This window comes from Paenibacillus lupini, from assembly GCF_011761355.1.
GTDB classification, from domain to species: Bacteria; Bacillota; Bacilli; order Paenibacillales; family Paenibacillaceae; genus Pristimantibacillus; species Pristimantibacillus lupini.
Genome location: NZ_JAASRW010000003.1, coordinates 64,549 through 76,470, shown reverse-complemented (window position 1 = coordinate 76,470; position 11,922 = coordinate 64,549). Strand labels below are relative to the sequence as shown.

The window sequence follows — 11,922 nt, the reverse complement described above, 5'->3', positions numbered from 1 at the left end:
AGTTATTTTTTGCCGTAAACAGCATAGGAGACAATCGTATGAGACAACTCATCGCTAGACGCTTACTGCAGACGATTCCATTGCTGCTCTTCGTCTCGATCGCCTGCTTTGCCTTAATTAAGCTGGCTCCCGGGGATCCTGTTCTTTCCTTCGTGACGCCTAATATGCATCCCGAAGACATTGAACGTATTCGTCATAACTTAGGGCTCGATAAGCCTGCTTATATGCAATATTTGTTATGGATCAAAGAGCTGTTCCAAGGCAACCTTGGTTATTCGCTTGTGAATCATCAGCCTGTTATGGACCAAATTCTAGACCGTTTGCCGGCAACGGCAGGACTGATGGGCTGCGCCCTTGTCCTTGCTGTTCTGTTAGCTATTCCGCTTGGCCTCACAGCCGGTGCGAACCGTGACCGCTGGCAGGATAAGCTGATTAACATGATCTCTTACGTCGGCATTTCGGTACCGCTGTTCTATCTCGCTATTTTACTTATCTATTTATTCGCAATTGAACTGCACTGGCTCCCGATTATGGGTATGCGGACGATTGGTGTCCACTCTGCTTGGGATGTCATTAAGCATGGCATTCTGCCTTGTACAGTTCTCGCCTTTGGCTTCTTGTCGGTCTATGTACGGTACATCCGTTCCAGCACGATTGGCCAGTTGAAGGAAGACTACGTTCAGATTCAATACGCCTTTGGCGCAACTCGCCGGCAAGTGTTGTTCCGGCATGTGATGAAGCATGTCCTGCTGCCGGTTATTACACTGCTTGGGATGTCGATGGCGGACCTTGTTACCGGCGCGATTGTGACGGAAACGGTCTTTTCCTGGCCGGGCATTGGCTCGCTTGGCATGACAGCTGTAAAAGGGATGGATTATCCCGTTATTATGGGTATTACACTCTTCTCCGCCTTGTTCCTGATCATCGGCAACTTGCTTGCGGATATTTTATACGGATTCGCCGATCCGAGAATCAAATCAACGAGGTGAGCTCATGAATCGGACCAAATGGCGAAATGCGGGCCTCGAGCTCGTACGCAGCAAAATGGGGATCGTGTCTATCGCGATTCTCGTTATTTTTATACTAGGAGCGGTCTTTGCTTTCCTCTCCTCTCATGATCCGAATGCTCTGGACGCCTTGCAGCGACTGAAGTCGCCAAGCGCCGAGCATTGGTTCGGCACAGATGACTATGGCCGTGACTACTTCGCCCGTGCGTTGTACGGCGGACGAGTATCCCTCATGGTTGGTTTCTCGGCTATGATTCTGGCGACTTCAATCGGCGTGATCGTTGGCGTTGTCAGCGGCTACTTCGGCGGTTGGATCGACAATCTGCTGATGCGTTTTTTGGAAGTCATTTTGTCCATCCCATCGTTCCTGGTTATGCTCCTGCTCAGCGTGTTCCTGAAGCCGAACCTGACCAGTATCGTCCTCATTATCGGACTCCTGATGTGGATGAACATGGCCCGTATCATACGAGCGGAAACGATGACGATTCTGGAGCGCGAGTACGTGCTGTATGCCAAAGCCTCCGGCCAGAATCACTGGGGTATTATTTTCCGTCATATCTTCCCTAGCCTTGTTCCGGTCATTATCGTTGGCGCTACGAACAACGTGGCATCCGCGATTATGATGGAATCATCTCTAAGCTTCCTCGGATTTGGGGTACAAGCTCCTAATGCAACTTGGGGAAGTATGCTGAACAATGCGCAGGGCTATATTGCACAAGCGCCTTACCTTGCGTTGTTCCCAGGTTTATTCATTCTGTTGACGGTGCTCAGCTTTAATATTCTAGGTGATATACTGCGCGTTGGCTTCGAGCCAAAGCTGGGCAAACGTTAATCATTTCTTGCCCCGTGCGCGTCCGAGAGGAGTGAACGTTAGATGGCAGACAGGCTGCTAACCGTCAATAACCTACAAGTATCATTCCATACCCGCAGCGGAGAAAACAAAGCGGTTCGCGGCGTCAGCCTTCATATTGATCAAGGCGAAACGATCGGCATCGTTGGTGAATCCGGCAGCGGCAAAAGCGTTACCGCCAAAGCTATCATGGCGATGATCCCGCCTCCAGGCCAAATTGTCAGCGGAGATATTACATTTGCCGGAGAGAACCTGAGCGGTTTATCCGAGCGCAAATGGCGTCAGATCCGCGGCAACCGGATCGCAATGGTGTTCCAGGATCCGATGACCTCGCTTAATCCAGTCAAAAAGATCGGTCATCAGATGATCGAAGTCATTCGACGGCATCGTGGTCTTAGCAAGGAAGCCGCTTTAAAAGAAGCGGTCGAGATGCTTCGGCAGGTTGGTATTACCGAGCCTGAACGGCGCGTCCAGCAGTATCCGCATGAATTCAGCGGCGGTATGCGTCAGCGCGTCATGATCGCAATGGCCTTGTCCTGCCAGCCGGAGCTGCTTATCGCCGATGAGCCAACAACCGCTCTAGATGTAACGATTCAAGCGCAGATCCTCGATCTGCTGAAGGAATTAAAAGATAAAACCAGCGCATCCATTGCGCTGATCACCCATGATCTTGGTGTTGTCGCGCAAGTATGCAGCCGCGTCATCGTCATGTACGGCGGCATGGTCATGGAAGAAGGTACGGTGGAAGACATCTTCTATCGTTCCAAGCATCCATACACCCAAGGCCTGCTTCGTTCGGTTCCGCAGCGCCAAGGCGGTTCACGTGAGCGGCTTGTACCAATTGAAGGCACTCCGCCGGATCTGCTTAACCCACCTTCGGGCTGCCCATTCATGGAGCGTTGTCCGCATGCGATGCCAAAATGTGCGGAGCTTCCTCCGCATTTTGAAATCAGCGAAGGCCATCGTGCCCTCTGCTGGTTGAACGACGCTGAAGTTCAAGCCGAAATCGCGCGCCATCCGGAGCTTGAAGGGAGCGCTGCACATGTCAGAGGATAAAAAAGTGCTGGTGGATGTCCAGCAGCTTAAGAAACATTTTGTAAAGAGCCGTGATGCTTGGGGCCGTACTTCGGAAGTATTGAAGGCTGTTGACGGTGTCAGCTTCCAGATCCGCCAGGGCGAGACATTTGGTCTTGTTGGCGAGTCGGGCAGCGGTAAATCAACGGTTGGCCGATGCATTCTGCGTCTGTACGATTACACGGATGGAACAGTTAAGTTCGACGGACATGATCTAGCTAAGCTTGGTGAGAAACAGCTAAAGCCGTTCCGCCGGCGTATCCAGTCGATTTTCCAAGATCCCTATTCCTCGCTGAACCCCGGCATGAGCGTGCTGGACCTGATCGGCGAGCCGATGAATATTCACGGTCTATATAAAAATATGGATGAGCGGAAAGAAGCCGTTGGCGCATTACTCGAAAAGGTTGGTCTGAAGCGTGAGCATCTGACCCGTTTCCCTCATGAGTTCAGCGGTGGTCAACGCCAGCGGATCTCGATTGCCCGCGCTTTATCCGTACGTCCCGACTTTGTTGTCTGTGATGAACCAATCTCAGCGCTGGACGTATCCGTACAGGCACAGGTTGTTAACATGCTTGAAGATTTACAGGCTGAATTTGGCCTGACGTATTTGTTTATCGCACATGACCTGTCCATGGTTCGGCATATCTCGGATCGGATCGGCGTGATGTATCACGGCCGTCTTGTGGAAGTAGCGGACAGTGATGAGCTGTACGAGAATCCCCTTCATCCGTATACAAAAGCGCTGCTGTCCGCGATTCCGGTACCGGATCCACGTGCAGTGGTCGAACGGGTTATTTATACACCGGATGCTGCAGCCGAAGAAGCTGCGGTGCTGAGAGAAGTAAGTCCGGGGCATTTTGTAGCACTGCCGTAAGGCATACGAGCTAGCTAAGGGAGGCTGAAACCTAATGACGAATATCGTGAAGCTGTCGCAATGGGATGCATTACTCGTGGAGTCGCTCCGTAAGGGACATGGCTGGTCCAACGACGAGATTATTGCAAAAGTAACAGGTGGAATTGACCTCCCAACGGACGATAGTATCTTCCAATTTAACTACAGCGATCTGGCTGCTTTTGCTCAGAAAGATCGGGAGACGTTCGAATCTGCGGTACGTAACGGCTACCAGATTAAGTACAATACCGTGCGCGGTATTCGCAGCTGGATCTGGGTTGCCTTTGGCGAAGAGCCTCAGCTTGAGCTCGAAGCCGGACAAGAAGCCGTAACGGCACAGCTAACACCAGAACAACTGGAACGCGTTAAAATGGCGCTGTCGTTCGGCTGGTCGATCGAGCCGATTAACGGCAAGGCTGGTTCGTACCGGATCGAACCTATACAGCGGTAAATAGGGTTGATGAGAGCAGCTTTCTCCTTCGAGAAAGCTGCTCTTTTATTTTTTAGTTTCACCAACCTGCCCTCCAGCTCTCGCAGCTTCCTCCGCCTCCCGAGTGAAGGAGCCATACTAATTAGTGAGGCTTTTCGCCGTAAACGATGGTGTTCGAGTAACTTTTGAGGCAACAGTGAGGCTAGACTCACTGTTAGTGAGGGGCGACGTTTGAATAAGGTGTAAAACCTCACTATTCCAGATAAAGAGACGATTTAGACAGGTCAGCTCGAAATAGCAAAGAAAACGCTCAATGATGGTATAATAACGGGAACTAGTTAGCAGCTAAATGGAGGTCACACGAAACGTGGATACAACAACAGAGAATCAAATTGCCGAATGGATGATTAACGAGATTAAATTCCGGGGGATGCTTCGCCAAGAGGAAGCCATCGAGCACGTCAAACAACACTTCGGAGAACAATATGTATTTGTAAATGAAAAGGGTAACGTCTCTCTCGAAAAAGAAGTAAAGAAGGCCTTCCGCAAGCAGCATGGCGGCCGTATCGCTTGGGATCGAGACGGATTCTTTTGGGCTTGGACATAGCTGGAAAGTAAGTTATAGCTATAAAAATTGGCGTCAATGACTATAGTCATTGACGCCAATTTTTAATATTATGGGTTTTTTGTTTGAGCCTCAAAGTCCCAGTGCAAAGTAAGGCTATCTCTTTGGAATTGGTTTTGCTCACCGTTCTCATTTACGAATGTGAATCGTACTGAGAAGTCATTGGATTCGCCATTATTGATTTTATCCAATCCACTATTGTCAATCCAATCCGTAAGCCAGCCAAGCTTATCTTTTACAACATCCGGATCTTGTGAGTTAGTCAGAGCTTGCAATTGATTAAGTGTCATTGATTCAATGATATATTCTCCAGGCAAGTCGTTTGTGGTATTACGTAAGAAATCAACTTTGATGTAATTGCCAAGATCTAATGTATTATTGCTGCCATAATCTCCAACTTCATAAGTTGTGCGCAAAAGAACTTTTGCGATATCAACTGTTCCGGTATTTTTAAGGGTGAATGATTTCGTCCAAGAATCACCTGGCTTAATGTCAGTTACATTAATTACCGTCGTTGGATTGGCAGTCAAGTCGATATACCCTGCGGCGAATGTACCTGTTGTATTCTCAGTAGCCGAGAAATATGCAAACGTACCGCCGCCTACCAACGAAATACCCAGTGCTGCTGTTGCCATACTCAGACCCAATTTAGCTTTGATTCCCATTTTTTTGTTTCCTCCCAAGGTTTCCTCATTTTGAGGTTTGTTTTTTATATTGTTATCCTTGTGCGCTGGCACAAGAAGGACAATCAGTTTACGATAAAGCTTCTGGATTCGGGTTAGGTGTGCTTGGTTCATTCTTCTTTTTCTCCAGTTCAGCGAACGCCTTCAAGATGTTAATGATGGAGTAGAGAATTAAGAGAAGGCCAGGAACAAGTAGGAGCATGAGGCCTCCAATCTTAGAGTTGGCAAAGTTCATCCCATATCCCACATAAGGAATGGTCAATCCGGAATACTGCCCAACGATACGATTGGCCGGTACTGGTGCTGTGTCGGCCGTAGGGTTATTGTCACCCTTGGTCGTATACACTTTTTGTCCATCCTTCGTATCAACGGCTGCAACTCTGTGCGTAATCAAGCGATTTTCACTATCTTTATAAGTAACGACATCGCCGACATTAAAGCGGTTCATATCCCCGCCCGGCTTGATCGTAATGATGGAGCCTGTATGGATGCCCGGTTCCATGGAGCCAGACAATACAATCTTGATCTCGTAACCCAGCAGCTTAGGCTCTCCGCCTGATGCCTTGGAGACAATCACGGAGAAGGCAACTAGAAGGAATACGACCAGCAGCAATAGCGTTACTGCCTTACTCATGATTGATTTCATTAGTTTCATTCGATACACCACCTGGTTCATTGGAGTTTGATGGACTTTCTTCTGCAATCTCTAGACTTGGAGTATCATCAGGTACCTGCTGTTGATCTGGTTCAGAGATTTCTGGATGGCTCTGAGGATCAGCCGTTCCATTTGGACTTTTTTCTACAGCTTGTCCTGTCTCTTGATCTACAGCCTGCTCTTCTCCCGGAACAACTTCGCTCTCCGGCACATCTACTTCACCCGCTGCTTCAGCTTCGGCTTCCGCCTTTGCTTTCTCTCTTGCTGCTATTTCTGCATTTACCTGTGCAAGCTGTTGCTGTAAGCTTGTTTGCTGCTGTATATAAGAAGCGCTGGCATCATGAATAGAAGCTTGTGCAGCTTCATAGCCGGCTTCGGCTTCTTCACTAATGGGTGATACTGGCGACAGGACTGCATGTGATCCTGCAATGGGTTCTGCTGAGACGGTATATACCGGGCTGCCGGATAACGCTTCGTAGACTTCCCAAGCTCGTGACTCCAATGCCTCTGAAGCCATGCTGCTTCCATTCATCGAGGCAAGGAAGCTGGACAATACTGATGGATCTCTAGGTGTGAGACAGCTCAAGCTGACACTCGACATATAATCGGAAAGTTCAGTGAGGACCACCGAAGAGGAATGAAGCTCACCTTGTGCATCCTCCCATGCGGATACGTTCGTGCTCGAACGCTCGGCTAGACGATTTAACTTTCCTGCAATACCGCTGATTTGCGAGTTAATTCCATCACCTAATGTCCCTAACTGCTCATCGGATACCATTGACAGATCCAAATCCCCAGCAGTTTCATCCAGTGATCCTGTATAACCCGATATTTCTGCATATTCCGCATCACCTTCATGGACATGCTGTTCAGCTTGTCCTAACAGCTGCTCCACTTGATCCGGAAACACCGAGCAGATCCCAATCTCTCCTGTTACCTCAGCTGTTGCTGTGAAATTCCCGAAGGTCGTACCTACTTGGCTCGCTGTCATAATGAATAGCAGGAACACGATAGAGAGGGTATTCATGACTACAAAAAGGATCTTCGGAATACGCTCTTTCCTACTTCGCTTAAACCTGTCTGATCTTCGCTGCAAGAGCACACCCGCCTTCACTAAGAACGTTTTTGTTCGTTATTAAGAACGTTTTGTATACTCAATATATCCTATATCTCCCATATTTGAAAAGGTGGAAATAACGCCCAATATTCTCTTTTAAGAACAAATGGGTCACTTTTAACCCGAAAATCACTTATTATCTCATCATATCTCCTTATTTCGTTCTTAATAATGAACAGCTCCTTATCAAATGTCCCGATTAACAAAAAAAATCCGGCCCCATAGCCGGATTTCATGAAAATGTTACATGTTTCTTTACAAAAATAGTTAATGTCCGTAAGATGATAATAAATACAAAGCAATTCCTATTATTTTTTAAGATAAGGATGCATGAACATGATTGATGAGATTGGAAAACGAATCCAACAACTGCGAAGCGACAAGGGCATGTCCATATCCGAGCTTGCTGAACGGGCTGAAGTCGCTAAATCTTATATAAGTAATGTAGAACGAGGTTTACAGTCTAATCCTTCTATTCAGTTTCTGGAGAAGGTAGCATCTGCCCTGGATGTATCGATTCACTCTATTCTGTACAATGATCCCACGCAGACTGAGCAATTGCTTGATAACGACTGGCAGCTCCTATTACGAGAAGCAATGGACTCGGGCATTAGCAAAAGTCAATTCAAGGAATTTCTAGAGTTTCAAAAATGGAAGAAGAATAATGAAAATCCGGAATAGTCCTATGACCATTCCGGATTGTTTTGTTGTATAACCGTATAAGATTGCAAGAACCTTCTAACTTCCTCGATGGATACCCCTATATCTTTTGCCTCCATCAATAAATGGATCCAATCCTGTTCACTTGCAACATCCCTCGTTGTCATCGATAGCATGTTATCCGGCCCTCCATTGAAATTATATCGCCTTTCGCTCTCAAACAGGACTAGAGGCCTACACTCTATAGTTACTTCCAACCAATATGATACAGATTGTATCCTAAAAAGGTTGTCGAACCTTGACAGACTATTAAAATATTTTTCCCAACCGGTTCTAAAGTCTTACATCCACAATAAGCCTTCAATTCCACGTAATCGCAGCAAAAAAATAACCCTCAGTCATCATACGATGCCGAGGGTTACTTGTTAATCAATTAACTTATGCCGATACCACTTCTTGCCGCGGAAGCGCCAGAGGAAGATCATTCCCCGCACGCCCCACTCCAGATTCATCGCAACCCAGACGCCGATGATTCCGAAATCGAAGACGATAGCGAGCAAGTAACCAAGTACAATCCGGAACAGCCACATGGACAATAAGGAAACGACGGAAGTAAACTTCGAGTCCCCAGCTGCGCGAAGAGCCGACGGCATAATAAAGCTGATCGACCAGAACACCACTTGCATGAGGGCATTAATAAGCGAAATGATCAGGATATCATCTACAATCTCTGCTGGGGGATGGAACAGCCCTACCAGCGGATAGAATAGTGGAATCATAATAATCGTCATGAAGAGCAAACAGGCGGCGGACAGCCACAGGAAAGATCGTGTAAACTTCCTGGCATCCTCAATATTTTGCTGCCCAATACATTGACCAATGACCGTAATCGTCGTGATCGCCAAGGCATTCGAAGGAATTTGAAGGACATTCGCAAGCGAGCCGCTAATCGCATTGGTCGCTATGGCATAGGTGCCAAGGCCAACGACAAACGTTTGGGTGACGATTTTCCCGCCATTGAAGAACATCTGCTCCGCTGCAAATGGCATACCGATGAACAGAATCTTTTTCAGCATGGTCAAATTAAATGCCAGCAAATCGCGAATACGCAGCCGCAGGCTAGTATCAATCTTCACCAGATAAATAATAGCGAGAATGGCCGCCGCATACCGGGAGATATTCACGGAAATCGTCAGTCCAAGCACGCCCATATGCATCAGGTTAATAAAGACAATATTCAGCAGTACATACGACAGGTTCATAACGAGGGACAACATGAGAGAAGCCCGGCTTCGCCCGATACCACGCAATGCTCCACATACAGCCTCCATCATCGCAATCCCGACATAGGACAAGCCGCTGCCGATCAGATACGTCTTGCCTTCTGCGAATACTTCCGGTGTTGCAGCACCAAACAGCAGATTCAGCATTGGATTATGGAAAGCCACCACAATCAAGCTGATCGCAAGAGCAACTAGTGTAACCGAGGATACGGAGCTCGCCGCTGATTTGGATACCATCTGATCGTTCCCGCTGCCTTTATACTGGGCAACAACAACCGTTCCCCCGGTCGACACCGCGATAAAGACACTGATCAGGAATATATTAAGCGAATCCACCATATTAACGGCACTAACCGCGTCAACACCAGATGAACTAATCATCGCTGTATTCACAAGGTTCAGACCAACGAGGAACGCCTGATCGATCAGAATCGGAATAAACAAGGATATAATCTGTCTGTAATCAATGGACACTCCGGTAAAGTGTCGATTCAGGAAAGCTTCACGCTTTCCTAGTTGTCTGGGTCGTCCTATACCCATATCATCACATTCTTCTTGTTGGATTGGTAAAGCTTCAGTTATCTCTTACTATAGCAGAGATTTGTCCTTTGTGGATTGCTCCCAAAGACATAAAATCCACAGCCTAAGCGGCTGTGGATTTCGATTCATAAGCAGTCGCACGTCTGCTCTCGACGAGCCCGGCGATGTAGAGTACAAGCATAAGGCCAAGCAGCGCCGCACATACGGAGAGCGGAATAGCCCAGTGATGAGCCGAGTGTGAAAAGAACGGAATAAGCGCCACGGCCACAATTGGCGGGGCATTCCACTTGAATTTATTAATTAACCAGATCGTTATAATGACGTTAATAAATAACGAGATTGTGCTTGGATAAATGTAATACAGCAGTGTTCCAACTCCGGACGATACGACGGCACCAAAGGTGACTTTTCCCACTTCGGATATGGTCGATGAGCGGGATAGGAAGAGAAAACTAAACGCACCAAGCGTTGGGAAGAACAGTGTATCCAGGAAGGAGAAATGTAGAGACAGCCAATAAATAAGCCCTACATAGAGACAAATCACGATTGTTTTCAAGTTCATGAGCTTCTTGATTACCTCCTGTCAGCGGCCGTGCAATTTTGCGCCTGCTCCATTGTAAAGAGTTTTGGATAGAGCGTCAATCTCTAAAATTATACTCTTTATTTCCCACCAGATAACTATGATTTAGTGTATACTGAATATAACCGATTTTATAAATCGAACCTTGAACGGAGGATGTTCATGTCCCAGCCGGTCGTTAACTTAAGTTATGAATGTGTAGAGGAAGTGCCTTTACACCGTGTACGCGGCAATCAGCTTGGCATTCTACTGAGCGTGATCGCAACCGTCCTAACCCAGCAATGGTGGATTCTTGCCCTGCCCCTAGTCGTGCAATTAATCAGTCGTACGTATGGAGTAAAATATAACGTCTTCGTCCGCCTATTCTCGCCGTTACTACCGGTAAGCCCACGGACCGAAGCACGCGAGCTGCTGCGTTTCAACAATCTGCTCGCTATTCTTTTTCTCGTCGTTACACTCGCAGCTCACTATCTCGGCTTGACCGTGCTGTCCTATATCAGCCTTGGTATGCTCACAGCTGCTGTTGTGGCTGCCTTAAGCGGCTTTTGCCTTGGCTGCTTTATGTACTTCCAATACAAACAGTTTCGTCTGCGCCAGCAAAGACATTAACCATGAGAAAGAGCCCGCCAAATTTGGTGGGCTCTTTTGTATATAAGCTTAGAGAACAATATCAGAGATAAACCGTTCTAGAACGGTCACGTCCGTAATGTTCTTGTTGCAGCTGTCGCTGTTCACACACATATAGTTGCCAATCGCCTTGTAGTAATCTGGCGAAGCATTCGCCGGCTTCGACTTTGTAATCGCCGAGACTAACGCCACTTCTTCATGCTTGTTACATAAGAAGCATACGCTTTTCTTCTGCACAGGCGTGAATCTAGCCTCTACCCCTACCAGTCGACTGTTCAAATGATAAGCGAGATACATCTTGTTCGTGCCAATATCCGTCCAGCCCATATAAGTGATATAGCGAAGATCCATCGCCGCGAGGTCAGGAACCTTCAGCTTCTTTACCTTCGGGAACAGCTTCTTCAGCTGCTTCTCCTCGACCTTCTCGAATGGCAGAACGTACTCTTCAAGTGAACGCACATAGCCCTGAAATTCCTGCGGGGAACTTAATGACGCAAAGCTTCCAAGCAGCTGCTGCTCTTGCTCCGATGCCCCAGGGAAAGCTTCCATGACTTTAAATGACGTGTTTGATCGAACCGATTCAATCACCTTCGGATCCGATACGGTACTGCAGGCTTGCTGCAGTTGACCTGCTTGCTTTTTAATGACGTTCAATTGATGGTTTCTAATAAATGGTGTATACATTGCTTTGTCAGCCCCTTATTTGGTATAAAATCATAAATCAATAAGGTGCAAAGCCCATTATTAGAAACGATAGCCGGGCGACCATTCTTTCAAGTACGCCCCATGCAAAGTATCGCCCCTAATTCAGGCTCTGCATGAAGCTGATTCGTAATCCGGCAAATTGATTTGCCATTTTTACCGCCTCCCTTTACTACTAAGATTATAAAATAAACGCT

At 47.3% G+C, this 11,922-nt stretch carries 15 protein-coding genes; 8 read left to right on the top strand and 7 right to left on the bottom strand.

Translation table 11 applies throughout. The features are described 5' to 3' along the window. Positions 1 to 38: 38 nt before the first annotated feature. The 6 genes from FHS17_RS09995 (at position 39) to FHS17_RS09970 (ending at position 4,860) form a co-directional block, all read left to right on the top strand. Positions 39 to 989 carry an ABC transporter permease gene (locus FHS17_RS09995; protein ID WP_167278279.1) on the top strand — a complete coding sequence of 317 codons (951 nt, stop codon included), beginning with the start codon at positions 39 to 41 and terminating at the stop codon, positions 987 to 989. Between the two features lie 4 nt (positions 990 to 993). Further along, on the top strand, positions 994 to 1,839 hold the full coding sequence (locus FHS17_RS09990) for an ABC transporter permease (RefSeq protein ID WP_167278278.1): 846 nt from the start codon (positions 994 to 996) through the stop codon (positions 1,837 to 1,839). A gap of 42 nt (positions 1,840 to 1,881) precedes the next feature. Then, the gene (locus tag FHS17_RS09985) at positions 1,882 to 2,913 is read left to right on the top strand and encodes an ABC transporter ATP-binding protein (RefSeq protein ID WP_167278277.1); all 1,032 of its coding nucleotides are present in this window, start codon (positions 1,882 to 1,884) and stop codon (positions 2,911 to 2,913) included. Next, on the top strand, positions 2,900 to 3,805 hold the full coding sequence (locus FHS17_RS09980; protein ID WP_167278276.1) for an ABC transporter ATP-binding protein: 906 nt from the start codon (positions 2,900 to 2,902) through the stop codon (positions 3,803 to 3,805). The genes FHS17_RS09985 and FHS17_RS09980 overlap by 14 nt, the downstream gene beginning before the upstream one ends. Before the next feature lie 34 nt (positions 3,806 to 3,839). Further along, positions 3,840 to 4,274: a hypothetical protein gene (locus tag FHS17_RS09975; protein ID WP_167278275.1), complete on the top strand. Its 435-nt coding sequence runs from the start codon at positions 3,840 to 3,842 to the stop codon at positions 4,272 to 4,274. A 346-nt stretch (positions 4,275 to 4,620) separates the two neighbouring features. Then, positions 4,621 to 4,860, top strand: a complete 240-nt coding sequence (locus tag FHS17_RS09970; protein WP_424992010.1) for a DUF6953 family protein — start codon at positions 4,621 to 4,623, stop codon at positions 4,858 to 4,860. A gap of 68 nt (positions 4,861 to 4,928) precedes the next feature. Here the strand turns inward: FHS17_RS09970 and FHS17_RS09965 are convergent, their stop codons facing one another. From FHS17_RS09965 to FHS17_RS09955, 3 genes are read right to left on the bottom strand one after another with little or no spacing between them, the layout of a single operon-like run. Beyond that, positions 4,929 to 5,675, bottom strand: coding sequence for a TasA family protein (locus FHS17_RS09965; RefSeq protein WP_243865286.1), 747 nt, complete (start codon positions 5,673 to 5,675; stop codon positions 4,929 to 4,931). Beyond that, entirely contained in the window at positions 5,632 to 6,216 is a 585-nt protein-coding gene (gene sipW / locus FHS17_RS09960) for a signal peptidase I SipW (protein ID WP_167278273.1), read from the bottom strand. Before sipW ends, FHS17_RS09965 begins: the two co-directional genes overlap by 44 nt. After that, a complete protein-coding gene (locus tag FHS17_RS09955) occupies positions 6,188 to 7,312 on the bottom strand; it encodes a hypothetical protein (protein ID WP_167278272.1) in 1,125 nt (374 codons plus the stop codon). The genes sipW and FHS17_RS09955 overlap by 29 nt, the downstream gene beginning before the upstream one ends. 357 nt (positions 7,313 to 7,669) lie before the next feature. Here FHS17_RS09955 and FHS17_RS09950 point away from each other — a divergent pair, with 357 nt between their 5' ends. Beyond that, complete coding sequence (locus FHS17_RS09950; protein ID WP_167278271.1) at positions 7,670 to 8,014, top strand: helix-turn-helix domain-containing protein; 345 nt, start codon at positions 7,670 to 7,672, stop codon at positions 8,012 to 8,014. 2 nt (positions 8,015 to 8,016) lie between these two features. Here FHS17_RS09950 and FHS17_RS09945 read toward each other — a convergent pair whose 3' ends face one another. The 3 genes from FHS17_RS09945 to FHS17_RS09935 form a co-directional block, all read right to left on the bottom strand. Further along, positions 8,017 to 8,169: an anti-repressor SinI family protein gene (locus FHS17_RS09945; RefSeq protein WP_243865285.1), complete on the bottom strand. Its 153-nt coding sequence runs from the start codon at positions 8,167 to 8,169 to the stop codon at positions 8,017 to 8,019. 249 nt (positions 8,170 to 8,418) lie between these two features. Then, complete coding sequence (locus FHS17_RS09940; protein ID WP_167278270.1) at positions 8,419 to 9,816, bottom strand: MATE family efflux transporter; 1,398 nt, start codon at positions 9,814 to 9,816, stop codon at positions 8,419 to 8,421. Between the two features lie 103 nt (positions 9,817 to 9,919). After that, the gene (locus FHS17_RS09935; protein ID WP_167278269.1) at positions 9,920 to 10,378 is read right to left on the bottom strand and encodes an HPP family protein; all 459 of its coding nucleotides are present in this window, start codon (positions 10,376 to 10,378) and stop codon (positions 9,920 to 9,922) included. A 180-nt stretch (positions 10,379 to 10,558) separates the two neighbouring features. Here FHS17_RS09935 and FHS17_RS09930 point away from each other — a divergent pair, with 180 nt between their 5' ends. Continuing rightward, positions 10,559 to 11,005, top strand: a complete 447-nt coding sequence (locus tag FHS17_RS09930; RefSeq protein WP_167278268.1) for a DUF4395 domain-containing protein — start codon at positions 10,559 to 10,561, stop codon at positions 11,003 to 11,005. A 48-nt stretch (positions 11,006 to 11,053) separates the two neighbouring features. On the opposite strand, the gene FHS17_RS09925 is transcribed toward FHS17_RS09930, so the two are convergent. Then, positions 11,054 to 11,707, bottom strand: a complete 654-nt coding sequence (locus FHS17_RS09925; protein WP_167278267.1) for a FusB/FusC family EF-G-binding protein — start codon at positions 11,705 to 11,707, stop codon at positions 11,054 to 11,056. Between the last annotated feature and the right edge of the window lie 215 nt (positions 11,708 to 11,922).